Genomic DNA, 25,599 nt, shown 5'->3' with positions numbered 1-25,599 from the left:
AATGGGAAAAAGGAGTTGGGTATAAAATGGCAACAAATTTAGAAAGTCACGTTGCAGAAGAGACGCAGATCCAACATGCTACGGGTGTGGATGAATCACTATATCCAAAAACTAAAGAGAGCAGAACGGTAGGCCCGATACCCTATATGTTTATGTGGATTGGAGACGGTGTTAATTTAGGCAATATGACGCTTGGAGCTAGTTTAGTTGTAGCGGGAATCGCAACGCTAAACATCTTTCAGACGTTTCTCGCAGCTATCATAGCAATTGGTATCATTTCAACTGTTTTTGCTTTAAATGACAGGCTAGGATACAGAACGGGAATACCCTATGTTGTGCAGCTCAGAATGTCCTTCGGGGTGAAAGGCTCTATCATATCATCACTTTTGCGCGGTATCCCCGCCATCGTTTGGTACGGTTTTCAAAGTTGGATTGGCGGTACTGCCCTAAATGAAATTGCCAAGATCATTACGGGCGGCGCCTTTGATAATGTTGTCATTTGTTTTGTAGTGCTTCAGCTGGTGCAAATTGGGCTTTCGTTGTACGGCTTCCATGCTATTAAATGGGTGGAATCGCTTACATCTGTTGTTATTATGCTAGCGCTTGTCTATGTATTTGTCCTTCTTCTAACATCCCATAGCGTTGTTATTGCAGAAAAATGGGTTCATGCAAGAGGCTCATGGGGCTTGCCGTTCTTTGGATTTATAATGATGTTTATGGGAAATTATGCTGGTATCTTTTTAAGCGCAGCGGACTATTCAAGAGAGCTAAAATCTGGTATTAGCGACGGAAAACGCGGATTTTTGTACTTTTTGCCTATTTTAATTGCGTACGGTTTTGTACTCGCAATTGGCGCAATGCTTGCTTCCGCAACTGGTATTTCTAATCCTGTGAAGGCGTTTGCTATCGTAGTAAATAACCCTTATATTACAGTCTTTGTGTCCGCATTTATTGTTATGGGTGCGATTGCAGTAAACATGGTTGCCAATATTATTCCGCCGACCTATGTTATTACTTTGATTACAAAAATAAAATATAAAGCTGCTGTTACCATAACTGGACTACTTGCGTTAGGCTCATTCCCTTGGGTGCTTGTACAAGATTCTTCGGCGAAGGGTCTAGGTATGTTCATACTAATATATTCAGCATTTTTAGGTCCGATTGTTTCAATATTATTGATCGAGTATTATATTTTAAGAAAGCAAAAAGTAAATGTTGAAGATTTGTACAAAGAAGACGGTCCTTTTGCAGGATATAATCCAGCCGCGGTTCTTGCAATGGTTATCGGAGCTAGTGCGGCCTTTATGAAAGTGGAGTTGGCATGGATTATTGGAGTTGTTGTGGGAGGTATTGCCTATATCCTTCTGACGAAGTTTGCGTTTAAAGATTCAAAATTTAAAAAGGGTACGATATTTGAGAGATAATCGTAAACTGTCGATGTTAATCAAAAATCTTTAAGTTTAGAGATCAAAGAGTATCGGTGAGTCTGAAAAATTTAACTTAGACAACATCAAGAAGGTCTACCCCTAAAAAAACAAGAGCCGTTTTCCTAAGTATAAGGAATCGGCTCTTGTCATATCTCATTAAAATTATTTAAGAGGAGCTATAAGTACTGTTAGTAAAAATGCATTACTCTACAGCTGAATCTCAAACGTTACCCCAAGATCGCGAATTTGACAATCACCATCGTAGAGTGGGTCGATGGAATCATCAGTGGTCTCTTTACGTGTAGCAAGAATATAACCAAAAGACTCTTCAAGTGGAAGAATAGTTCCGTGCCATACTCCACGATGAATGACAAAGGCGGTGTAACTTTCGAGTAAAAAACATCGTACCGAGTTTGGTGAAGGAAGAGCTTCAAGGTCATTCGGGTCAGTTGCTGGTGCGACACTAATAATAGCGGGTCCACCAAACAGGGGAAAGAATCCTTGTGTAACTTTTAAGTGGCGTTCTAACGCTGAAAACTTAAATTCCTTACGTTTAAGTAAAGCATAAACGAATTCAGCCGAACCCTCATCCACTTCAAACGGTATTCGGTCAGTAAAAATTGGAGGTGCAGTCTTAATAGGGGGAACTCCCGGCTCACGCATAAGTACGTGGCCGTAAGGTTCAAAGGCTTCTTTAGTAAAACGTTCGACTTTAATTATGCGATTCATTTCGAATATGTCCCCTTTCAATTTTAGGTTGCGCAGGTAGCTTTGTTTAGTTGTATAATTACTCGTTTCTATAGTTTTATCCTTTTACTACTATTGATGATGGTTAAGATACTTCTTTATCCTAGTTTTCTAAGTTGAATCATCCAAGAATTTTGCAGAATGTATATAGAATTATTAGGGTACTATTCTATAATAATTGGACTAATAACACATTCTATGATAAGAATCTTATCCAAGAATGATATATACAATAGCGGTTTTTTAACCATTTGTACTAAAGGTTGCTTTAGGTTAAATAACGAATATAATGACAAATGTCAAACTCATATTAGATTTAAAAGGAGAGGTTATTCATGGGTTACCCAAATGAGCTTTTAGCTACGAGAGCAATTATTGAACATGGCAGATATGCATTGATTCCACCGGAAGGACGTGTTAAAAACGTCATTCCTAATTTAGAGAATTGTAATACAAGTATTATTGCATCTCCCGAGTTAGGCCCGAAATTTGCCATGTATACAGTTGAAGTATTACCAGGTGGCGGAACAACAAATGATTTTAAAGAAGATGGAATTGAAACTTTCGTTTATTGTATGGGAGGAGCGGGTATTGTAACCGTAGAGGGTAAAACCTACGAACTCACGAATGGAGGCTTTGTTTTTGCACCTGCTTCCTTAGGGGTAGGGTTAAAAAATGTAAGTGCTGAACCATGGAAACTTCTTCTTTATAAACAACGTTATCGTCCATTAGCTGGTTATGAAGCTACAATAGTTGTGGGGAACTTAAATGATATACCTGATGAAGCTTATGATGGTATGGAAAATGTTCGTATCAAAAACGTACTCCCTGCGGAATTAGGCTTTGATGTTAATTTTCATACCCTTAGTTTTTATCCCGGCGGCTGTCATCCTTTCGTGGAAACCCACGTTCAGGAACATGGACTCTATTTCCTAGAGGGTGAAGGTGTGTATCTAATTGATAACAAATGGCTTCCTGTAAAAACAGAAGACTTCATCTGGTTTGGCCCTTACGTTCCCCAGGCTTACTACGGTGCAGGAAGAACACCCTCAACCTATATCTACACAAAAGATTGCAATCGCGACATTGAGCTGTAAAATAGAATTAGCTGAACAAGATACGAGGTTCGATAATAAAATCGAACCTCGTATCTCAAAGATCGCTCAGGGGGTGGTAACACTGGAGATTACAGTAAAAGATGCCATGAGAATTGGCCCCTTAAGTACGTCAGAAATTGTGGCGGGTCATCAAAAGTTGGATAATGTGGTTAAAGGTGTTACCATTATGGAAGCACCAGATATTGTAAATTGGCTGGCTGGGGGCGAGTTACTTCTTACCAGCTTGTATTCCGCACCCGCAGGAACCTTAAACTATGAAGATTTCGTTAAAAAGCTTGCCGATAAAGGCGTAGCAGCTATCGCGATCAAAGTTGGCCGTTTTGTCGAACGTGTGCCCGAGGAAATGATCGAAGCGGCCAATCAATATGGACTGCCTATTATAGAACTTGATGCCAATGTGCGCTTTGTTGATGTGATGTATCCTATCATGGCCGAACTTTTTAATAATCAAGTGGTTAAATTAAATTACTATAAAATTATTCAAGAGCGGTTCACAACGTTAGCGTTACATTGCCTAGGTCTTGAGAGGATTATTAAAACATTAGAAGAATTAATTGGGAACCCGGTCGCTGTTTATGATCGCGATTTCAAAAGCATGAGTACAACAAACCCTCAGCTTGAAAGGTTTATCGAGGTAACAGACCTATTTCAACGAGAAAGTTTGAATGATAAGCTTTCGTTTTATCGTCAAATGGTGAAATTCCCAGCGTTAGGAGAAGAACCAGTTTCTCAAGTTGTCGTACCAATTCAAGCGTTTAGTCAAGTAAAGGCATACCTTACGGTGGTAGAAGTGAATAAGAGACTTCAAGAAATGGATTTGATTTGTTTAGAACATGCGGCTACCGTAGTAACTCTTGATTTAGTTAAAAAAGTAGCTGTACAGGAAATTGAACAAAAATTTCAAAATGATCTTTTGGAGAACTTAATAACTGGAAAGACTGCATTAAATAATACGCTAGAGCGAGCGGCGTTAATTGGTTGGGACTTGTCTAAGTCATACACGATTGTCCTTTTTAATATAGATAACATCGATGGGATTTTAGCTAAAAGCAAGAATAGTCCGGATAATATGTATCTGCAAGCGTTAAAATCTGATGTCGTTTCAATAATTACGAATGCCGTAAGAAAACATACTAAAAATTATATTCTCGGGACTAAAAATGATTCGATCATCCTACTGTGGCCTTCGTCAGATGACAAATACGGGCTCTTGGAACTGATCAAGAAGACAGGTAAGGAGATTCAGGAACAAATCAAAAAGAAAGTCAAGAAAGTCTCTGTTGCCATAGGAATTGGAGATATCGCCTTAACCGTTGACGAAATTCCACGGAGTTTTAAAGAAGCTCAAGATTCGATCACCTTTGGTCGGATGATTCAAGGTCAACACGTTATCGGGGCTTTTTCTGAACTAGGTGTATTTCGCATTCTTTGCAAATTTGCTGAGCGAAACGAATTACAAAATTTTGTACCAAAACCACTGCTTAAATTAATTGAGTATGATAAAGCCAATGAAACAGATCTTCTAAAAACCTTGGAAATCTTCTTGGAATGTAATGGGAATGCTAGCAAAGCAGCAAAAAAGCTATTTATTCATTATAAAACGATCCTTTATCGGCTAGAGCGGATTAAAGAAATTACTGGGATGGATTTAGAGATCAATGAACATCGCTTGGAAATCGAAATGGGCCTAAAAATAATACACCTCCTAGGTAATGAGGCGATGTAAGGTATAAAATTATAGTAACCTAAAGGTCGCTCTTAGGGTTACTCAATCTTCCTGCTAGCACCTTACACGAATCGATCGAACTATTTGAAATCTAAGATAATGTCATCGGACCCGCAGAAGATGGCCGGTATTACCTTTTATAAAACAGGCTCAGGGAGAACTGTTCAGAGACATTGTATAGGGAACTGACCAGGTCATGAAGACGACACTAGCTAGAATCAAGGGCCTGAGTCTTGGTGTCACGGTTCTCAAGACAATGCGAGATATTTAACTTGGGAGGACAGCATAGCCTTCTCCAAGTTTTAGGTACTAAGCAGAGAACTTCATAGTTATCGGTTTGTAAAAAAAGATTGAAGATCATGATTAGATCTACAATCTTTTTTTAGACTGAGGGAGAAGAATGGATTTAAACGAACGGTGGAGTAGCCGGGGTAGTCTAGTTTGTGGATGTGTTTGCGTGAAACGTGATAGCTTTTCCGTTTTGAGGTATGAATATTTGTGTGGGAACTGCTTCTTTTCTGATATTTTTTGCTGGGGCAGCGCAGTTTAGTTATGGAGATCTTACTATGACAAAAGACTATATATCTAACCTTACGAAAATCGCCCCTTATACCAAAATCATTGTTGTCCATATTATTTGCGGTCGAAATTTGTCTAATGATATCTAACTTCGTTACACCAAATAGAACCACCGATAATATAAAGTGAAGGTTCGTTTATAGAATTTAGAATAGCCCCAATACGGGGTCAATTGTATTTGCCACTTCACCAGTACCTTGCTGCCCGTTTGTCCGGAATATCTTAATGCCATTCTACGCACAACTATGCTCAATTGGCCTAATTTTATTAAAGTAATACATCTTGATTTTATCTGAATTATTATGCTGGCAAAATATCAAGCTAATCTTTTAGAAGAATTTCTATCGCCACATTGTCAAAATGGTCCAAGTATGAAGAATAATTTGTTAATTAATAAATAGTTGTTGCATACAGGAGATTAAATATGGTACTATACTAGTACACATGGTTTAAAAATGCAGCTCAATAACACTTTTGTACTAGTAAGCAAAAGGACTAGGTTATGCAGAACCAGAAGCGATCACCAAGTACAAAGGATTGAGGCGTGCGTAATGTGAAACACGGTTTTGATATATGAAACAGTAACATTGGTTATTTTTTAAGGAGGTGATCTATATGGTTCCTAGTAGTGGTGAAAAGTAATGGATCAAGTTTACCCCAAAAGAAGAGGCTTATTATTACCAAGATAAATGATGGCTCAAGAAATTAAATTGTTTTTATCAGATTGCAAGAATGAATTTCGAATAATCGTATCGCAAGCATTCTAAAAATAATTTTTTAGTAAAATGAAACATAGTTTTACTATTTAAAACGAACTCCTTTACAATTAGATAAACTGAGCTTTTTTAAGAAGTTTTTGGGCGGGTCATTATTTTACAAACATTCTTAAACTATATCATTAATGTATTTTATAACAGTGCAGAATAGGAGGAGTGCTATATGAAAGAGAAAAACCGTGATGGATTACCTGAGGAAGAAGAACGGATTTTTTTCCCTCCTGAAGGGTTTAGTTCAAAAGCCGTAATTCGAAACCCTAAAATTCACGAACTAGGGCAGGACCGAATGAAATTTTGGGGCGAACAGGGAAAACGTTTGGACTGGTTTAAGCCATGGGACACTGTTTTAGATTGGAATCCTCCATTTGCGAGGTGGTATGTGGGCGGAAAATTAAATGCTGCTTATAATTGCTTAGATCGACATTTAAAGGGTGCACGTCGAAATAAAGCAGCCCTTATTTTTGAAGGAGAGCTGGGAGACCGTAGAGTCTTAACCTATCAGGATCTTTATCGTGAGGTATCCCAGTTTGCGAATGTGTTGAAATCTTTTGGGGTGGAAAAGGGAGACCGCGTAACAATTTATATGCCTATGATCCCAGAGGCAGTCATCGCGATGCTCGCTTGTGCTAGGATTGGAGCTCCGCACAGTGTCGTATTTGGTGGGTTTAGCGCGGAAGCTTTAAGGGACAGAGTCATAGATGCTCAGTCAAAGATTGTCGTTACAACGGATGGGAGTTATCGTCGTGGAAATATCATTCCTTTGAAAGAAAGTGTGGATCAAGCACTTCAAGAGGTCACTTGTGTCGAAAAGGTGATCGTTGTTCAACGGACGGGTCAACCTGTGGCCATGCAAGAAGAACGGGATAGGTGGTATCACGAGGTCATCAAGAATGCCTCGCTCGTTTGCCCAGCCGAACCCATGGAAGCGGATGATATGCTTTTCATTCTTTATACGAGTGGAACCACTGGAAAACCTAAAGGAGTGGTTCATACTGTCGGTGGTTATATGGTTGGGGTGTCCACAACGCATGAATGGGTCTTTGACCTTAAAGAAGAAGATGTCTATTGGTGTACTGCCGATGTTGGCTGGATAACAGGACATAGTTATTTAGTGTATGGGCCATTATCGAATGGTGCAACGGTGGTTATGTATGAAGGAGCGCCGGATTATCCGGAAAAAGATCGTTATTGGGAGATTATCGAGAAATATAAGGTTACAATCTTATATACTGCGCCAACTGCGATTCGCACGTTTATGAAATGGGGGGAAAGCTTTCCATTAGGCAGGGATCTTTCATGTTTACGGCTTTTGGGTTCGGTCGGGGAACCGATTAATCCAGAGGCTTGGATGTGGTACTATAAACATATTGGAGGAGAGCGCTGCCCCATAGTAGATACCTGGTGGCAAACGGAAACGGGTATGATTATGATGACTCCGGTCCCAGCGATTACCCCTCTAAAGCCAGGATCGTGTACGATTCCCTTCCCAGGTGTCCATATAGAAATAGTAAATCATATGGGCGACCCAGTACCGAAGGGGGAGGGTGGGTATTTAGTGGTTCGTGAGCCCTGGCCGGCAATGCTTAAAACGGTGTATGGTGATGACAAACGTTATGAGGACACCTATTGGAGCGAGATTGCGGGTGTATATTTTACTGGGGACGAAGCGAAATGGGATGAAGATGGTTATTTCTGGGTGATCGGACGCGTGGATGATGTCATCAATGTCTCGGGGCATCGGATTGGGACGGCGGAAGTAGAAGGTGCTTTGGTTGATCATCCATCCGTTGCTGAAGCAGCCTGCGTGGGTAGAACTCACGAAGTAAAGGGTCAAGCAGTGTTTGCCTTCGTCAGTTTAAAAGAAGGAATAGTAATCCGCGACGGGCTAATTGATGAACTAAAAGCCCATGTTGTCCTGAAGATTGGTTCACTTGCACGACCAGATGACATTTTCTTGACAGCTGAATTACCGAAGACACGAAGCGGAAAGATTATGAGGCGCCTTCTGAAGGACATCGCGGAGGGTCGGGCCATGGGGGATACCAGCACCCTTGCCGATGTAGCGGTCATAAATTTTCTGAAAAAGAATATTGACGCTCAGAAAATCCAAGCTGCTCGGAATTCCTCAATAAAATTAGGGAGAAATAAGATTTCAATTCCTGACAATGCTACGTTTAATCGAAGTAAGGAAGAGTCTTATGATGGGTACAGTTATACAGTCTGGTTCTCTACACCAACTAAGGATGGATCACGTCATCCAGTTACCCATTTTTATTGTTTTCAGTGGATAGTAAGACTGAACTTAGCGGCCGAAGTGGCCTTGGCTATCACCAATATCATGATAAACAACCATGATGCTGTCGAAGCAATCTTCGGAAGTGGGACACCAGATTTTAGCCATGCAGTGATCAATGAGGGATATATTACGGATGATTTATCAGAAGAAGGACAAATTTGCTTCTGTGGTTCAGAGGGCTAAGAGAGACGTAATTATTTATTCCACACGCTTGAAACTTGTGAGCCATTCATATATTGTCATTTCGTATAGGGCACAGTTACTCTCGAGAAACGACAAGTTTTGCGAATATTATTTGATAGATTATTCAAAAACCCATAGACTAGACACCTTTAATCAAGTGTCTGGCTATGGGTATCCGTTAAGCCACCCAGAATTAATTCTGGGTGGCTTAATTTTTATAATTAAGTTACATTCAGGGTATTTGTCAATGAACATAACCTTTTACTATCTCGGCTAAAGCTAGTGAAGAAGTTAATCCAGGCGATTCGATGCCGACGAGATTTATTAACCCTTCAAATCCATGTTCAACTTCGTGACACACAATAAAATCACGGAAAGGGTCACCGGGGGCCTGAATTTTCGGCCTTATACCCGCCATATCTGGATGTAAATCTGAAGGGTTTAGAAATGGCATGTATGTATTGGCGGCATTGTAAAACTCTTGGGCATGATTTTCATTCACATTGTATTCCAATGTTTCTACATAAAAAGCATTTGGACCAAACCTCAATCGACCATCCAATGTTTTTGTCGCGTGAATTCCCAGGCCCTTTAATTCCTTTAACGGAGGCGGATAGATTAATCGTGACACTAACGATGATTTGGTATTTGTCACACTAAAATATTCGCCCTTACAGGGGTATATGCGATAACCGATCTCATCAATGTTAATTCCCAGGGAAGAAACGATTCGATCAGAATTTAAACCCGCACAGTTAATTAACCAACTGCAATGAATCGATTCAAGTTGGCCTGTTGGGTTACGGTAAGTCACATAATATTCATTTCCTTTCGAATCAACTTTCATGACTTCATGATTGTAGGCTATGATTGCACCTCGTTCTAGCGCCAACCATTCAAGTCTTAACATTAATTTGTGTGAATCAATAATCCCGGTTGAGGGAGATAAGATTGCGGCGTCAGCTCTAATATTTGGTTCCAATTTTGTAATCTGATCTCTATCAAGGATTTCTAAATCGCTAACCCCGTTCTTTCGGCCCTGGGCCAAAATTGATTCTAATGCCGGGATTTCTGTCTCATTACGAGCAATAATTAATTTTCCAATACGTTTATGGGGGATTTCCCATTCCCGACAAAATTGATAAAGACGTTGGTTGCCCTCAACACACAATTTTGCTTTGAGACTTCCTGTTGGATAATAAATACCCGAATGGATTACTTCACTGTTGCGGCTGGAGGTTTCTTGTCCAAATTTACTATGCTGTTCAAGCAAGACTAAAGATTTATCCTTAAATTGCTTCGATAGTTCTGCGGCAACAGCTAAACCAACAACTCCTGCTCCTATTATAAGTACGTCAATTTTTTCCACAATTTATGGTTACCTTTCATAAATTTAAATATCAAAATATGTTAAGCATTATAGTACTATAACGGTATATGTCAAGATCGTAGCGGGTTTGAATTTTACTGAAGAATGATAGGCACTTGTGGGCACAGTCTCGAGGTTTCGACATGCGCTGTTGGGTGTAGACTTGGTTTGGGGAACAAATTGAGTATGTAAATACTCTGAAAACTGGTAAAAATTTAGTGACTTTGGCCTTCCATGTTATTAATGGGTGAGCCTAAAGTCACTAAAACCGAGTCATGAGTAAACACTAAAAGTTATGACAAGGAGTCTAATACTCTTTGATACATATCCCCAGGTTTTGGGGCGTTCCCAGCCTGTTTTCCGCCAGTTCCTCCTTGGGGTCTATTCCCATTTGTTGAGTTTCCATTTGAGCTATTTGGGTTTTGCTTAGTTCCATTGGGAGTTCTCGGAGCAGTTAAAACGGTTTTTTGTTGGTCGGTTAGAACAGCGTTAATTGCATCAGCCTTTTGTTGTAAACTATCTTGGCTTAGATCAGGCGTACTAATCAATTCTTGCAAGATAGGTTTAATCTTAGCTTTTTGGTCACTAGTTAAAGCGTTTTGTTGATCTCTTTGCAGACGACTTATCTCCATAACGGCTTTTAGTGCGGGATTTTGGACCATTTTTTGAGTAGTTTGTCCCTGGTTTTGTTGACTCGAAGACGATGATTGAGTTGTAGCTGTGGCAGGTGAAGAAGTTGTGTTTGTGGAACCACAACCGCTCAGTCCAATTATGGTAAAAGACAATAACATACCTGCTACTATCCAGGTTCTTTTGGTCGATTTATGAACTTGAGTCTGTTTTAACATTTCTAATTTCCTCCCTTTATGATTGGTACCGTGGGCCTTCAAGAGGACATAACTCCACTACCAACACCTATCTATTACCAATTCCCTTAACTATGTTGGACGAAACTATTACATGAATAATATTAAGATAAAAATTTGTATTTTCCATGAGGAGAATATGAAGATATAGTTAAGATTACAGCTTTCATTAGATCTCTGGACATGATTGTGTCCCCTGGTCAGTCCAACGCGGGCGGAGTCAAGGGGGAAGCGGAAGTCTAACCAATATGACTATGGGTGACGTTAATGCTATCAAAAGTGGAGCGGACGCAGAATAAGCAAGTACAAGTTGTTATCGGAAGCCAAAATACCAGTACGCAGGTCATTGGTACAACGCCTTCCTATGCCGAGATCACCCAAATCTTAAGACAGCAGTATGGCCTTTCCGGCAACGCAGCCAATGACTTTACAGTTACAGTCAAACCGATATTCTGTCAACAGCTGAAGGTGTTTCCCAATCCATGACTCCTTTGCTCAGTGGAGTGGCGGCAATCTCTCTTTTAGTGGGGGGAATCGGCATTATGAACATTATGTTGGTTTCGGTAACGGAGCGCACCCGGGAAATCGGGATTCGTAAAGCGACTGGGGCTGAACGAAGGGCGATTATGCTTCAATTCTTGATTGAAGCCGTCATCATGAGTATGCTAGGCAGTATTATGGGCATTTTCTTCGGGGCAGGAGGTTCCTCCTTGTCGAATAAATTTGCAGGAATGTCTACCCAAATCACAACATCTCCTGTAATCATGGCGTTTGCCTTTTCCGTGGCTATCGGTGTTATATTCGGAGTTTTCCCAGCCCAGAAAGCAGCGAAACTACACCCAGATGCACTACGTTATGAATAGGTTAAAACAACAAAGCTAACTTAATAAACGACGAAGCGAACCCGCCATTACATACGGGTTCGCTTCGTTATTTATTGGGGCGAGGGCAGAGCTCCTAGTAAGTATTTTTTTAGGGTTAACCTCATCTCTTAATTTAGGGTAGCATCCCCGTCTCCAAGTAAAGTTTTTTCTGAGTTGAGATAAAATGTTAAAGTTGGGCACCTTGGAAGTCCATTTGTTGTTGGAGAATTGTCTTGGAGGAATTTAGCCAATTACGAAGAATCTTATAATATGATCAATTCTTGACAAGATGAAATGTTCCCAGAAAAGGTTGAAAAATGTTGGATACCGGAACCGCGTCTAACTCAGTATGCAATTTAAGGAATTAGCTTATAATATTCAGCATAACTTTTGGACTGAAAAATTAGAGGTTCTATGAAAAGGGAGGTGATCCAAGGCTCAAACATGAGCTGTGGAACCAAATGAACATAGCTAAAGGTGTAGAAACACTCGAATTAACAATGAATATTATGGGTGATCAAAGTATAATTCATCCAACACTCATCTGGGATGATGAGACTATTATTTTATTAGATGCAGGGATGCCCTCCCAACTACCGGAAATTCGGAAGGTTATGGATCAGGTTGGTGCTCCATTCAGTAAGCTCAACAAAGTGATTCTTACTCATCAAGATTTAGATCACATGAGTGGTTTGTCTGAAATCTTGAGGTTATCAGACCATAAAGTAGAAGTGCTGGCGCACAAAGAGGAAAGACCCTATATCCAAGGAGAAAAACCACTAATTAAATTGAATCCAGAACAAATGGCTAAAAGGTTGGAGTCTCTTCCTGAAGAAAAACGTAAACAAATGGAGAAAGTTTTCAAAGCATCGCTCAAATTAAAATTTAACGTAGACTCAACGATTGATGATGGTGAAGTGTTGCCATACTGTGGAGGAATCACGGTAATTCACACACCGGGGCATACGCCTGGTCACATTTGCTTATATCTAAACCAGAGCAAAACTCTTATTACCGGAGATGCTCTTAACGTAATAGACGGTCAAATGGTAGGACCAAAACCAGAATATGCGGCTGATATAAATACAGCTAAAAGATCACTGATGAAGCTAATTCAATATGATATCCAAACTGTTATCTGTTATCATGGTGGAGTCTATAATGATAAGGTAAATCAGCGCCTGCTGGAGTTAGCTAACGAATGACCGCCAGTATCCCCATGTGCGCATTTCGGTTACAAGTAGTAATTTTGTAGCGCTAAAAGTCCTCCAAAGCATGATACAATACAGGATGTGTAGAATATAAGATGAAATATAAAGTATGTGATGGATTGAGGGATTTGTTTGAACAAGAGATATAAGCTGTGGGAAGTCGGAAGGCAACTTACAGCAACAGCGCAGGGGAAACAAAAGGCTGATTTAGTGATTAAAAACGGCAAGCTGGTCAATGTTTTTACCGGAGAAATTCTGCCAAACACAGATGTTGCGGTAACATTCGGTCGTGTTGCACTTGTAGGCGATGCCACGATGACTATTGGTGAAAAAACGGTCATTATTGATGCACAAGGAATGTATCTGGTACCTGGGTTCATAGACGGGCATCTTCATGTAGAAAGTAGCCTGATGACGGTGGGAGAGTATGCAAAATCTACTATTCCCCACGGGACATCCTCAATATTTATGGACCCACATGAGATTGTAAATGTCGCGGGCCTTGACGGTATGGTTGCCATGATGAAAGATGGGGCAGCAACGCCCCTGCGCGTTTTTACAACCATACCATCCTGTGTACCTGCGTCGCCTGGCCTTGAAAATACAGGCAGTACAATAACGCCACAGGATATACAAAACACGATGAACTTGGAAGGCGTTGTGGGACTTGGTGAGATGATGAGTTATACCGGCATTTTGTGTGGTGACCCGCAAACCTGCGAGAAGGTAGAGAAAACGCTTGAGGCGGGCAAGACGGTAACAGGCCATTTCCCGCTGACGGATACAGGCGCTACATTAAATGCCTATATTGCATCAGGAATCAATTGTTGCCATGAATCTACCAGTGCGCGTGAAGCTCTTGCCAAGATGCGACTTGGAATGTATGCAATGATCCGGGAAGGTTCTGCATGGGATGACCTTCCCGAAGTGATTAAGGCAATTACGGAGCACGAAATTGATACGAGACTTGCTCTGCTAGTTTCCGATGATCTACATGCAGACACCATCATAAAGCGCGGGCACATGGATTATATTATTCGCCTCGCAGTTTCCATGGGTGTGCGGCCAGTGACGGCAATACAGATGGCAACTCTTAACACCGCTTGCTGCTTCGGCATGGAACGCGATATCGGTTCGATTTCACCGGGCCGTTTTGCTGACATCAACATTTTGAGCGACTTGGGTCAGGTCAGAGTTGAAAAAGTGATCATTAACGGGGAGCTTGTGGCGGAAAAGGGCAGCCTCATCGTGCCTGTTGGAGGCTATGAATATCCGGAGCAGCTTAAAACTTCGGTGAAAATAACCCGGATTTTTTTGCCTGACGACTTTATTGTCAAAGCACCCCTCGGCGCGGAGACCGCAAGGGTAAGGGTGATCGGCGTTCATGACTCAAATGTACTGACGACCGAAATAGTTGAAGCTCTGCCGGTTAGAAACGGAGAAGTTGAGCTTGCAACAGAAAAAGACATCTGCAAGGTTGCGGTCATTAACAGGCATAAGCCGGATGGTGGAATAAGCGTTGGTTTTGTTCATGGCTTTGGTCTGAAAAAGGGCGCGGTTGCGTCAACCTACGCGCATGATGCCCACAACCTGATTGTGCTGGGGTTGAATGACGTCGATATGGCTTTTGCGGTGAATACATTAGTTGAATGTTCCGGTGGCATGACGGCGGTCCAAGGTGAAAAGGTTCTCGCACTTTTAAAAATGCCGATAGCCGGACTAATGAGCGATTTATCTGCGCAGGAGGTTGCTAATGCTCTCGGTGAGCTTTCCGATGCGTGGGCAGCTCTCGGATCCCCGCTTGCTTCGCCCTTTATGACCATGTCGCTGATGTCGCTTGTTGTGATTCCCGAAATTAGGATAACGGACAAAGGCCTTATCAATGTATACAACAACAGTTTTACAACGCTTTTTGTAGATTAAAAATGCATCCGAACGAGAATGGATTGACATTTATTTAAACATTGTTGCATAATATAACAACTTGATAATTATGATAGAGGTGCAGTTATTAAGACTAAGCACACTAAGCGATCCAGCTATGAGGTGTGCCGAAAGGAATGATTGCCGAAGTAAAAGGCTGCGGTATAAGGACTTTTACTGGTTGTGTATTTAATATGTACATAACTGTCACCTAGACGTTGGGTGGAGCACTATCTCTTAAAGATTCGCTTAGATACTTAAGCAGTTTAGGAGTGCGCTCTTTAGACTGCTTTTTTATTATTTATAAATCATTGAAATAGGAGGAGAACATTAGTGGCAGAGAAAGTATTACCTTTTACCAAGGAACAGCTGGAGACAATGATCGAGCAATACGGTTCACCGTTTCATATTTACGATGAACGGGCCATTCGGAAAAATGCCCGTAAGTTAATTGAAGCTTTTAGTTGGGCACCTGAATTCAAAGAGTATTTTGCAGTTAAAGCAACACCTAACCCATATATCCTTAAAGTCTTGCGTGAGGAAGGATTCGGAGCAGACTGTAGTTCAATGGCAGAACTTATTTTAGCTGAAAAGGCCGGAATTTTTGACGAAAATATTATGTTTTCCTCGAACAATACTCCTGTTCACGAATATAAAAAGGCCAAAGAATTAGGCGCAATCATTAATCTCGATGACATAACTCAGATCGATTATTTAGAAAAATATCTCGGTATGCCTAAAATCATTTCGTTTCGCTATAATCCTGGTCGTTTGCGCGATGGGGGAAATGCGATTATTGGTAAACCAGCTGACGCTAAATATGGTTTAACAAAGGCTCAAATCTTTGAAGCCTATCAAATTGCCCGAGAAAAGGGAGTAGAACGCTTCGGGATCCACACGATGATTATATCCAATGAACTTGATTCTAAGTATTTTATTGAGACTGCCAGTATGATGTTTAAGCTTATAGGGGAAATATACGAGAAGTTAGGAATAAGAATTGAATTCGTTAATTTGGGCGGGGGTATTGGAATCCCTTATCGACCAGAACAAGAACCAGTTAGCTTGGAGGCTGTAAGTAGAGGGATAAAGAGCACTTACGATAAATTGATTGTGGATAAGGGATTGGACCCTTTGAAAATCGCCATGGAGAGCGGACGGATGATCTTGGGTCCCTATGGTTATTTAGTAACTAAAGTATTGCATAAGAAAGAAATATATAAAAATTATGTAGGGTTAGATGCCTGTATGGCCGACTTAATGCGCCCCGGGCTCTATGGGGCTTATCACCACATAACGGTGATGGGGAAAGAAGATTGGCCGTGTGATTACATTTATGATGTTACAGGGGGCTTGTGTGAAAATAACGACAAATTTGCGATAGATAGGGCATTACCCAGAATGGATATTGATGATATTGCCGTTATCCATGATACGGGAGCACATGGTCATGCTATGGGATTTAACTATAATGGTAAATTACGCTCGGCAGAGTTACTTCTCAAGATGGACGGTAGTGTTGAAATGATCCGGCGGGCGGAAACGATTGAAGACCTTTTTGCTACCTTGGATTTTTCAGGTTTAGAGGATTAAATCTTAAAATGAATTGTTGAAATTTAAAGAGGCTGTCTCAAAATGATGTCTATGGCATCACAAAAAGGCAGCCTTTTTATACAATTTTAAGCTTCCCTCAGGACATTACGACAACTCGGTGATTTTGATTTTAACTCATATAAAATACTTATGTTTTGGCTATAAGATGAACATTAAGGATGCCTTACGAAAAACGATAGGTCCAGAAAGATTCGCTCTGGAGCATGTGACTGAACTGGTTTTTGGAGGACTGTTCCCTGAGTGGTTCACTCGCGATACGAGCCAGAAACATTTGGGATTGTGATCGATGGGCCTGCACCGCAGCCAGCTTTAATTCTGACACGGATGAAATATCGTTGACGATATCCGGTGGTCCAAGCACTCCTTCACAGTCGCGTGCAAAAGCATGGGCATATACGATAGGACGCTCATGAACGGAAAGACGAGAAATAGCACGGATCGTAACCTCTCCAAGAGCATTATGATCCGGATGCACCGCATAGCCAGGATAGTGTGTAAGGACTAGGGTTGGACGAATCTCCCGGAGAGTCCGTTCAATCCTATCGCACAACAGATCTGGGTCTTCAAATTCAATCGTTTTATCCCGTAACCCGAGTTTAATGACACGTTGAATGCCGATCGCCTCACAAGCTTCAGCTAACTCTGCTTCCCGAATCTTCGGCAGCGACTCTCGAGTAGCAAAGAACGGTTTTCCCATATTACGACCCATTTGCCCCAGAGTAGCACAGACATAAGTGACAGGAACCCCTGATTTGGCGAAGAGCGCTATGGTTCCGCCACATCCAAACGTTTCGTCGTCTGGATGGGGGAAAATTACGAGAACATGTTGTTCCAAAGAATGATTCCTCCCACGTTAATCATAATTTCACTGATAACTCTAAACACCCGTATAAAGCGGGTGATGCGACGAGTTTACAATTCAAACGGAGAAAAACTGAGTTCCATCGACACAGCCAGTCGTCCCTCTTGATCATGACCGGCAAGCAATAGCTGAGCTTCTTGCTCTATCTCAAAATCGGTCAGTCCTTCCGCGTAAACCCAGCCGAGTTCCGTCTTGAGTCCGACGCGGTACGGACCGTCACCCGTGATGATCCCTCGTCCAAAGCAGATGCGACCATTGCGAATATACGCACCAACGGTCATCTTACTCTCTTGGCTATGGACCGCATATGCTCCGTTTGTCGTCTCAAGGTGGAGATACACTTCGCGGTTGAGAAAAATGTCCAGCGCAGGTTGTACAATCGATTTATCTATTGGTTTCATGAACTATCCACCACCTCAACTTAATTCAATTCTGAATTTGCTTCCTATATGAGAGCCAACCCAAGGGCTGATTCAGAACACTAAAGTATTAAAGAATGCTTTTTGCCTCATTATATACTTTTCTCCGATGTTTTGCACCGCCGGGGCGCACGCGAAGTCTCATATAACAAAATGTCCATTCGAGGTGGTATAATCATTACTGTTAGGTAACCGATGTGCCTAAAGTGGCTTGGAAACTAAAATTCTCGAGGTACGTTTGAAATTAGTACTAGGGCAGGCTGAGCTTGTAGAGTGGGAGGAAATTAATTTTGGATAATAAGATAAAAGTAAGTAAAGAAAAAAGACAAGATATGATTTTAGCCATTAAAACCTATTTTCTAAAAGAAAGAGAAGAGGAACTGGGAGATTTAGGTTCGAGTTTATTACTCGACTTTATTACAGATAAACTAGCAATGGAGTTTTATAATCAAGGTGTTTACGATTCATACAAATTTTTGAACGATAAAACTGAAGACTTATTAGAAATCATCAAATATTAATCATTAGACAATATAACTTGTTTCGACCATGCCAGAACAATCGCGATTCCCGTTTGCCACTGATTACACTAGAGAAACGGAGCACTTTTAGAAGCTGCGTTTGTTACCAGGTTAGTAACTACGGCAGTGCCACCTAAATATGTTGCAATGCTACCGGCACAAGAACACACTTATGGAGAATATATGATTTTGAAGGAAAAACTTAAGCAACTTCCACAAAGTCCAGGTGTCTATAGGATGCTCGATTCATTGGGGAATGTTATCTATATCGGTAAGGCCAAAAACCTTAAGAACAGGGTATCTCAATATTTTCATGACCAAAAAAATCGAGATCCTAAAGTTGCTGAAATGATACATCATATTTATACGTTCAATTATCAAGTTACAGATACGGAATTAGATGCGTTGCTTGAAGAATGTCGCCTAATTAAGGAAATAAAACCTAGGTATAATAAGCAGATGAAGAATCAAAAAAAGTACATCTATATCAAAATACCAGCTGAACATTACCCTAAGGTAACAGTCGTAAACGATAAAGCGGATGATGGTGCGTTATACTTTGGCCCTTTTACAAGTCTTCATCGGGTGGAGGCTACAGTACAATATCTAAGTGATTTTTACCCTATACGAAAATGTACTAGTCCAAGATTAATCAAAAGGGTAAATGGTTGTCTGTTTCGGCAATTGGGTACTTGTTTAGGTGTCTGTACCGGGCAAGTAAGTCCTGATGAATACTGGCTTCACATTAAAAAAATCCAGCAACTGATCAACGGGAATGATATGGTAGCTGCTCAGGAACTCTCTAAAATGTTGGATACGGCTATTGAGAATCTTAAGTTTGAAAAGGCGATCCAATATAGGGAATATTACCTAGGACTCCGACATGTCATTGGAAAGCAGCGATTAGTTCAATCCTCAAGTAAAAATAGGAATATCTTAGTTGTTGAACTTATTGACACTGAACTAGCTAAATTATTCCTCATCAAAGGAAATAGACTACTTTATGGAAAAGTGTTTAGTAGAATGTCGGCAGATAGTATAGAGATGAGGCAGACCCTAACCCAGATGATTACGGATAAATTTGTAACTGATAAAAGTGACCTGCATAGATTGACGCAGCAAGACATCGACGAAGCGCAAATAATATACTCGTATCTGAAAAGGAATAGAAATAAGGTTATTAGTTTTTGGATACCATCTACGCGATTAAAGAGTGAAACATCTTTAGATGACACGGTCATAAAGATAGTAACCGGGATTACTTCCAGAAGTTCAGGCTCGAAGAAATAATGCAGTTATAGTGCCATATTGCATGGATTATATGGTTATTTACTTTTATTTAGATGTGAATCGTGGTATTATGCAAACTAAGGATTTTTGTGCCATCTATTCTTGGGAGACAAGGCCATAGACAAAGTGCTATGGCCTTAAACATATTTAAAACTCGATGCTCTCTTGCTACGAGTGTATGAATTCATAAATAATAAGCGCTGGAGGATAGTATGAGATTACAATTAGTCAAACGAATTTATGTCGAGAAAAAGCCGGGCTATGATATTGAAGCCCAGGGTCTCTTAAATGATTTGTTAGAAAATCTTGGCATCATCGGGTTGGAGAATTTAAGAATCATTAATCGTTACGATATTTCCGGTATTACGGATGAGGAGTATGCTCAATCCCGTCCAATTATTTTTGCAGAGCCACCGCTGGACCTAGTATTTGACGAGCAGTTAGAAATTCCCACGAAGGACCTGGTTTTTGCTATGGAATACCTACCAGGCCAGTATGATCAACGGGCGGATTCTGCCGCCCAATGTGTCCAGATCCTGACTCAGAAAGAGCGGCCCATTATTGCCTCAGCTAAAGTGATTGTTCTAAAGGGTCAAATTGCTGCGGAGGATTTTCAAAAGATCAAAGATTACTGTATTAACCCTGTTGAATCACGAGAGGCTTCATTAGATAAACCCGAAAGTCTGGAATTTGAATCTGTGATCCCGCCAGATGTTGAAATTATCGATCGTTTCATTGAGATGACGCCTGATGAGCTGAGAGAGTTTTTTCAAGCGACCGGCTTAGCGATGAGTTATGAGGATTTAGCCTTTTGTCAGGGCTATTTCCGAGAAACTGAGAAAAGGAACCCAACGATCACGGAGATCCGAGTGATTGATACTTATTGGTCGGATCATTGCCGGCATACGACGTTTAATACACGTATTGAAGAGGTTGCTTTTTCAGAAGGGGATTTTAACGCTCCTTTGACTACGGCCTACCAGGAATATCTCAAGTCTCGGGATTATGTGTATGAAGAAAACGTTTCTACCCGAGATGTCTGCCTCATGGATATTGGCGTTTTAGGAATGAAAGAACTTAAAAAGAGAGGGCAATTGCCAGACCTCGACGAATCCGAGGAAATCAATGCATGTAGTATTGTTGTGGAGGTTGATGTCGACGGCCAAAATGAAGAGTGGCTAGTGATGTTTAAAAATGAGACCCATAACCATCCTACAGAAATTGAACCATTCGGTGGCGCGGCTACTTGTCTAGGAGGTGCCATTCGAGATCCCTTGTCCGGTCGTACCTATGTTTACCAAGCAATGCGTGTGACTGGGAGCGGTGATCCGAGGGCGAAACTAGAAGATACCCTGTCTGGAAAGTTACCCCAAAGAAAGATTACCCGGGGTGCGGCTTCCGGTTATAGTTCCTACGGGAATCAAATTGGACTTGCTACAGGGCAAGTAACAGAAGTCTACGATGAAGGCTTTGTCGCGAAACGGATGGAAATTGGGGCAGTGATTGCAGCGGCTCCCCGCAAAAATGTTGTTCGCGAAATCCCTGAACCTGGAGATGTCGTCGTGCTGGTCGGCGGGAGAACGGGCCGGGACGGGTGTGGCGGTGCGACCGGTTCTTCAAAAGAACACACCACGGAGTCTTTGCTGACCTGTGGGGCGGAAGTGCAAAAAGGAAATCCTCCTACAGAACGAAAGATTCAAAGGCTCTTCCGTAATGAGAATGTGAGTACCTTGATTAAACGATGTAATGACTTCGGGGCAGGTGGGGTTTCCGTGGCCATTGGCGAATTAACGGATGGCTTGGAAATTAACCTTGATGCCGTTCCTAAAAAATACGAAGGCCTTGATGGGACAGAACTCGCCATTTCTGAATCGCAGGAGCGCATGGCTGTCGTTATTCGTGCTCAAGATTTTGAGACGTTCGCTCACTATGCTCATGAGGAAAACTTAGAAGCAACTTTAGTGGCCCAGGTAAGTTCTGATCACAGGCTCAAAATGCTTTGGCGAGGGCAGGCTATTGTCGATATCAGCCGGGAATTTCTCAACACCAATGGGGTCAAGCAGACCACGAAGGTTCAGGTAACCCTTCCCGAGGAAAGCCGTAACTACTTCAAGACCAAAATCATGCCAATTGAAGGCGTCTCCTTAAAAAAGTCATGGTTGGAAAACTTAGCAGACTTGAATGTCTGTAGCCAAAAAGGCTTGGTGGAGAGGTTTGACAGTACTATTGGAATGTCTTCCGTTCTGATGCCACTGGGAGGTAAGTATCAAGTCACCCCTTCAGAAGGTATGGTGGCAAAAATCCCCGTGCTGTCTGGAGAAACGAATACCGCCACCATGATGACCTATGGTTATAATCCGCAATTGTCTAAATGGAGTCCGTTTCACGGTGCCTTGTATGCCGTGGTTGATGCAGTCACTAAAATCGTAGCCCTAGGTGGAGATTATCGCAAAGTTCGGCTTACCCTGCAGGAATATTTCGAACGATTAGGAACCGATCCGGAAAAATGGGGGAAACCCTTCAGTGCTTTGCTTGGTGCTTTTTATGCCCAGAAAAAACTGGGGATCCCCGCCATCGGTGGGAAAGACAGTATGTCTGGAACTTTCATGGATATACACGTTCCTCCGACATTGGTGGCTTTTGCAGTCAATGTGACCGAAGCGGATAAAGTTGTGTCGCAAGAGTTTAAAAATGTTGGTAGTCAAGTTGTCTTGGTGAAGGCCATTCGGGATGGTCAAGAAGTCCCCGACTTTGAGTACCTCATCAAAAACTATCGAAAGATAACTGAGTTGATTCATTCCGGATTCGTCCTGGCATCACATACAGTAAGGATGGGAGGACTAGCAGCCGCTCTTAGCAAAATGTCGTTTGGCAATAGAATCGGGATGGCTTTTAACGTTCAGTCTATTAGTAGGGATTTATTTTCGGCCGACTACGGCTCGATCGTCTTAGAAATCGCGGAAACGGTGGATCTAGCCAACGCTTTCGGCGAGGTAGCCTACCAACTTCTCGGTAACACCCAGGATAAACCGGTCATTACAGTAAATGGAACGGATGTTGAGCTGGATGTCGCTTTACAAGCCTGGAAAAAGCCATTAGAAAAAATCTTCCCTACGCAAACGGAAAACGTTGCTGAGCCGCAACGAATGAGCTTTAACTTACGCAATACTCAAAAACCGTCCTCCAAAGTGGCTAAACCCAGAATCTTTATTCCGGTTTTTCCAGGTACCAACTGTGAATACGACTCGGCCAAGGCCTTTGAGAAAGCCGGAGGGCTCGTAGAAACCTTGGTAATTCGAAATCTAACGGCAACGGATGTGGAACAATCCATCGAAGAGATGGTTAAGAAGATAAAGCAAGCTCAAATTGTCATGCTGCCGGGGGGCTTCAGTGCTGGGGATGAACCGGATGGTTCGGGTAAATTCATTGCCACCATGTTCAGGAACCCCTGGATAAACGAAGCGGTGACGGAACTAATGAACCAACGTGACGGTTTGATGCTCGGGATTTGCAATGGATTTCAAGCTCTTATTAAACTTGGTCTCGTTCCGTACGGAGAAATCATTGACTTAATGGAGGACTCTCCCACCCTTACGTATAACAAAATCGGGCGGCACGTTTCCAGCATGGTCCAAACCAAAGTCGTTTCTGTTTTGTCCCCTTGGTTTAGTGGGGTTGAATTAGGGGAAATTCACTCCGTGCCCGTCTCACATGGGGAAGGGCGGTTTGTTGCAAATAAGGACATGCTTCAGACGTTAATTGATAATGGGCAGGTCGCTACCCAATATGTCGATCTCGACGGTAACCCGAGCAATGATGTCATCTATACGCCAAATGGTTCTTTTGAAGCGATCGAAGGAATCACTAGTCCGGATGGACGCATTCTTGGTAAAATGGCCCATTCAGAAAGAACTGGTTTAGAAATAGCGAAAAATGTTCCGGGTAATAAGTATCAGCCGATTTTTGCCGGTGGAGTAAATTACTTCAGAGGGTAAGTCCTTGAACACAGAGAGTTTGATCTAATTCCTCAACGTACTAGACATTTTTTTAGCAGGTTTTTTGGAGTACTTGTCGAATTCTAACACAAGGTAAATTGTTACGACAATAACTAAGACGAAATAGGAGATGAATTTCTTGAATACTCACTTTGAAGCCGCCGTTGTCACAGAACAAGGTAAAAGCATTGCCGTTGTTTCTGTCCAACCAACGGTATTCCAAAATTCGTTTAACGCATCGACGATTATCAAAGGATTGCTCCCAATCTTTGAAGGGATTCCCGTCGTTCTCATGACCTTAGATCCCCAAGGGGCTCCAGCTTATTTCGGGCGATCGGACCTGATACTCATCCTTGAAACGATCAACGTTAAAGAAGCCTCGTGGAAAGAAGTAACTGCGGATATCGACCTTACCAATTCTTGCCCGATGAAAGAAGTGGAAGAATCGTAATCGTAACCGAACCAATACTTTGATTTGAGGGAAACATGGACGCTTGGGCGAACTTACGTAGAATATTACATGTCGATATGGATGCCTTCTACGCCTCTGTAGAGCAACGGGATGATCCGACCTTACTGGGAAAGCCAGTAGTGGTCGGAGGCAGACCCAACAGCAGAGGCGTAGTTTCTGCTGCCTCATATGAAGCACGCAAATTTGGGGTTCACTCGGCCATGCCCTTGGCAGAGGCCTGTCGGCGCTGCCCACAAGCAGTTTTTTTACCAGTAAACTTTCCGAAATATCGAGAAGCATCGTTTCATATTAGACAAATATTTTTAACTTATACTCCCATGGTGGAGCCACTCTCCTTGGATGAGGCTTTCTTGGACGTTACAGGTTCAACGAGCTTATTTGGCCCTGCGGAAACCATTGCTCTAACGATTAAACAGCGGATTCAGCAAGAACTGAATTTAACGGCTTCAGTTGGCCTAGGCTGCAACAAGTTTCTAGCGAAGCTCGCCTCAGACTTGCGGAAACCCAATGGCTTTGTCATTGTTCCGCCGGATAGAGTTCAGGAGTTTCTTGACCCACTGTCTGTGGAAAGAATCTGGGGAGTCGGCAAAAAAACAGCTGAGCAGTTGCACAAACTTAATATTAGAACGGTTAGGGATTTGCGTCGCTTGGAGCAGGGATTTTTAACCCGGCTATTTGGAATTATGGGAAGTCAGCTTTATCAGTTGGCTCAGGGGATTGACGATCGACCCGTTGAGAGTGACAGAATCGTTAAATCGATCGGTCGCGAGACGACGTTTCCTACCGATATTGCAGATATAGAAGTGTTGGAGACGGCTTTACTAAAGCTTTCCGTTGAAGTCGGTCGGAATTTGCGTAAGGAGATGCTTAAAGGTAAAACAATAACCTTGAAAGCTCGGTATGATGATTTTCGTACAGTATCTCGTTCACGCACTTTACAACGAGCCACTGATCTAGATAACGTCATTTACCAAGAAGCTCGTAACTTGTTGCAAGAAGTTTCGCCCAAACAACCCCTTAGATTAATTGGGATTACTCTAAACAATCTGACCGACCAAATGGAAGCACAGCTATCGTTGTTTGAAGAACCCCAACAGGAACGTGAAAATCTTATTAAGGTTCTTGATTTAGTCAATGAAAAATACGGTGATCATAGTATCACAAGGGCTAGACTCTTGTGACCCCTCGAGAGAATTGGATCATACTCAAAGAAACATTCTGACTGATAAAAGCTGAGTTTTCCTGCATTTTGGAAAGCCCAGCTTTTTCGTTCGTTCTAGTATTTGATAAAAAACTTTTAGGGTCACATTTCATTGACAACGAATGATGCCTTCTATAGCTT

19 protein-coding genes and 1 riboswitch are annotated in these 25,599 nt (G+C 41.8%); of the genes, 14 read left to right on the top strand and 5 right to left on the bottom strand.

Features of this window, described 5'->3' with window-relative positions; translation table 11 throughout:
• The first annotated feature begins 26 nt into the window (after window positions 1-26).
• Window positions 27-1,424, top strand: a complete 1,398-nt coding sequence (locus E4K68_RS07340; protein WP_135378285.1) for an NCS1 family transporter — start codon at window positions 27-29, stop codon at window positions 1,422-1,424.
• 210 nt (window positions 1,425-1,634) lie between these two features.
• Here E4K68_RS07340 and E4K68_RS07335 read toward each other — a convergent pair whose 3' ends face one another.
• Window positions 1,635-2,156 (bottom strand): ureidoglycolate lyase, encoded by a 522-nt coding sequence (locus E4K68_RS07335; protein ID WP_135378284.1) that lies wholly within the window; start codon window positions 2,154-2,156, stop codon window positions 1,635-1,637.
• Window positions 2,157-2,509: 353 nt separating this feature from the next.
• Here E4K68_RS07335 and allE point away from each other — a divergent pair, with 353 nt between their 5' ends.
• The 3 genes from allE to acs all read left to right on the top strand — a co-directional run bounded on the left by allE (window position 2,510) and on the right by acs (window position 8,852).
• Window positions 2,510-3,271 carry a (S)-ureidoglycine aminohydrolase gene (gene allE / locus E4K68_RS07330; protein ID WP_135378283.1) on the top strand — a complete coding sequence of 254 codons (762 nt, stop codon included), beginning with the start codon at window positions 2,510-2,512 and terminating at the stop codon, window positions 3,269-3,271.
• Window positions 3,272-3,353: 82 nt separating this feature from the next.
• Window positions 3,354-5,018 carry a PucR family transcriptional regulator gene (locus E4K68_RS07325; RefSeq protein WP_135378443.1) on the top strand — a complete coding sequence of 555 codons (1,665 nt, stop codon included), beginning with the start codon at window positions 3,354-3,356 and terminating at the stop codon, window positions 5,016-5,018.
• Between the two features lie 1,518 nt (window positions 5,019-6,536).
• Window positions 6,537-8,852, top strand: coding sequence for an acetate--CoA ligase (gene acs / locus E4K68_RS07320; RefSeq protein WP_135378282.1), 2,316 nt, complete (start codon window positions 6,537-6,539; stop codon window positions 8,850-8,852).
• Window positions 8,853-9,096: 244 nt separating this feature from the next.
• Here acs and E4K68_RS07315 read toward each other — a convergent pair whose 3' ends face one another.
• Complete coding sequence (locus E4K68_RS07315) at window positions 9,097-10,221, bottom strand: NAD(P)/FAD-dependent oxidoreductase (RefSeq protein WP_135378281.1); 1,125 nt, start codon at window positions 10,219-10,221, stop codon at window positions 9,097-9,099.
• A 293-nt stretch (window positions 10,222-10,514) separates the two neighbouring features.
• Complete coding sequence (locus E4K68_RS07310; RefSeq protein WP_135378280.1) at window positions 10,515-11,069, bottom strand: hypothetical protein; 555 nt, start codon at window positions 11,067-11,069, stop codon at window positions 10,515-10,517.
• A gap of 285 nt (window positions 11,070-11,354) precedes the next feature.
• Between E4K68_RS07310 and E4K68_RS21030 the strand changes: the two genes are divergently transcribed.
• The 5 genes from E4K68_RS21030 (at window position 11,355) to lysA (ending at window position 16,677) form a co-directional block, all read left to right on the top strand.
• Window positions 11,355-11,573: a hypothetical protein gene (locus tag E4K68_RS21030; protein WP_243450295.1), complete on the top strand. Its 219-nt coding sequence runs from the start codon at window positions 11,355-11,357 to the stop codon at window positions 11,571-11,573.
• A gap of 56 nt (window positions 11,574-11,629) precedes the next feature.
• Window positions 11,630-11,950 (top strand): FtsX-like permease family protein, encoded by a 321-nt coding sequence (locus E4K68_RS21025; RefSeq protein ID WP_243450294.1) that lies wholly within the window; start codon window positions 11,630-11,632, stop codon window positions 11,948-11,950.
• A gap of 461 nt (window positions 11,951-12,411) precedes the next feature.
• A complete protein-coding gene (locus E4K68_RS07300) occupies window positions 12,412-13,155 on the top strand; it encodes an MBL fold metallo-hydrolase (protein ID WP_135378279.1) in 744 nt (247 codons plus the stop codon).
• Window positions 13,156-13,293: 138 nt separating this feature from the next.
• Window positions 13,294-15,084 (top strand): adenine deaminase, encoded by a 1,791-nt coding sequence (gene ade, locus E4K68_RS07295; RefSeq protein WP_135378278.1) that lies wholly within the window; start codon window positions 13,294-13,296, stop codon window positions 15,082-15,084.
• A gap of 66 nt (window positions 15,085-15,150) precedes the next feature.
• Window positions 15,151-15,325, top strand: a riboswitch (Lysine riboswitch).
• A 92-nt stretch (window positions 15,326-15,417) separates the two neighbouring features.
• Complete coding sequence (lysA, locus tag E4K68_RS07290) at window positions 15,418-16,677, top strand: diaminopimelate decarboxylase (protein WP_135378277.1); 1,260 nt, start codon at window positions 15,418-15,420, stop codon at window positions 16,675-16,677.
• Window positions 16,678-16,861: 184 nt separating this feature from the next.
• Here lysA and bshB2 read toward each other — a convergent pair whose 3' ends face one another.
• Both bshB2 and E4K68_RS07280 read right to left on the bottom strand, forming a co-directional pair.
• On the bottom strand, window positions 16,862-17,533 hold the full coding sequence (gene bshB2, locus E4K68_RS07285; RefSeq protein WP_135378276.1) for a bacillithiol biosynthesis deacetylase BshB2: 672 nt from the start codon (window positions 17,531-17,533) through the stop codon (window positions 16,862-16,864).
• A 77-nt stretch (window positions 17,534-17,610) separates the two neighbouring features.
• Window positions 17,611-17,961, bottom strand: coding sequence for a YojF family protein (locus E4K68_RS07280; protein ID WP_135378275.1), 351 nt, complete (start codon window positions 17,959-17,961; stop codon window positions 17,611-17,613).
• 308 nt (window positions 17,962-18,269) lie between these two features.
• Here E4K68_RS07280 and E4K68_RS07275 point away from each other — a divergent pair, with 308 nt between their 5' ends.
• The 5 genes from E4K68_RS07275 (at window position 18,270) to dinB (ending at window position 25,438) form a co-directional block, all read left to right on the top strand.
• Window positions 18,270-18,500 carry a DUF2164 family protein gene (locus tag E4K68_RS07275; RefSeq protein ID WP_199241713.1) on the top strand — a complete coding sequence of 77 codons (231 nt, stop codon included), beginning with the start codon at window positions 18,270-18,272 and terminating at the stop codon, window positions 18,498-18,500.
• Between the two features lie 126 nt (window positions 18,501-18,626).
• Window positions 18,627-19,790, top strand: coding sequence for a GIY-YIG nuclease family protein (locus tag E4K68_RS07270; protein WP_243450293.1), 1,164 nt, complete (start codon window positions 18,627-18,629; stop codon window positions 19,788-19,790).
• 212 nt (window positions 19,791-20,002) lie between these two features.
• Window positions 20,003-23,785: a phosphoribosylformylglycinamidine synthase gene (locus tag E4K68_RS07265; protein ID WP_135378274.1), complete on the top strand. Its 3,783-nt coding sequence runs from the start codon at window positions 20,003-20,005 to the stop codon at window positions 23,783-23,785.
• Window positions 23,786-23,924: 139 nt separating this feature from the next.
• Complete coding sequence (locus tag E4K68_RS07260; protein WP_135378273.1) at window positions 23,925-24,236, top strand: hypothetical protein; 312 nt, start codon at window positions 23,925-23,927, stop codon at window positions 24,234-24,236.
• Window positions 24,237-24,271: 35 nt separating this feature from the next.
• Window positions 24,272-25,438, top strand: a complete 1,167-nt coding sequence (gene dinB, locus E4K68_RS07255) for a DNA polymerase IV (RefSeq protein ID WP_135378272.1) — start codon at window positions 24,272-24,274, stop codon at window positions 25,436-25,438.
• Window positions 25,439-25,599 lie beyond the last annotated feature (161 nt).

The sequence above is a fragment of the Desulfosporosinus sp. Sb-LF genome (genome assembly GCF_004766055.1).
GTDB lineage: Bacteria > Bacillota > Desulfitobacteriia > Desulfitobacteriales > Desulfitobacteriaceae > Desulfosporosinus.
Note: the sequence above shows the minus strand (reverse complement) of the source record. Positions and strands in the feature narration are given on the sequence as shown.

Coding starts and splice junctions, on each gene's coding strand:
- acs (WP_135378282.1), top strand. CDS start 6,537: ATGAAAGAGAAAAACCGTGATGGATTACCTGAGGAAGAAGAACGGATT.
- E4K68_RS07335 (WP_135378284.1), bottom strand. CDS start 2,156: ATGAATCGCATAATTAAAGTCGAACGTTTTACTAAAGAAGCCTTTGAA.
- dinB (WP_135378272.1), top strand. CDS start 24,272: ATGGACGCTTGGGCGAACTTACGTAGAATATTACATGTCGATATGGAT.
- E4K68_RS21030 (WP_243450295.1), top strand. CDS start 11,355: ATGCTATCAAAAGTGGAGCGGACGCAGAATAAGCAAGTACAAGTTGTT.
- E4K68_RS07300 (WP_135378279.1), top strand. CDS start 12,412: ATGAACATAGCTAAAGGTGTAGAAACACTCGAATTAACAATGAATATT.
- E4K68_RS07310 (WP_135378280.1), bottom strand. CDS start 11,069: ATGTTAAAACAGACTCAAGTTCATAAATCGACCAAAAGAACCTGGATA.
- E4K68_RS07265 (WP_135378274.1), top strand. CDS start 20,003: ATGAGATTACAATTAGTCAAACGAATTTATGTCGAGAAAAAGCCGGGC.
- E4K68_RS07340 (WP_135378285.1), top strand. CDS start 27: ATGGCAACAAATTTAGAAAGTCACGTTGCAGAAGAGACGCAGATCCAA.
- allE (WP_135378283.1), top strand. CDS start 2,510: ATGGGTTACCCAAATGAGCTTTTAGCTACGAGAGCAATTATTGAACAT.
- E4K68_RS07280 (WP_135378275.1), bottom strand. CDS start 17,961: ATGAAACCAATAGATAAATCGATTGTACAACCTGCGCTGGACATTTTT.
- E4K68_RS21025 (WP_243450294.1), top strand. CDS start 11,630: ATGAACATTATGTTGGTTTCGGTAACGGAGCGCACCCGGGAAATCGGG.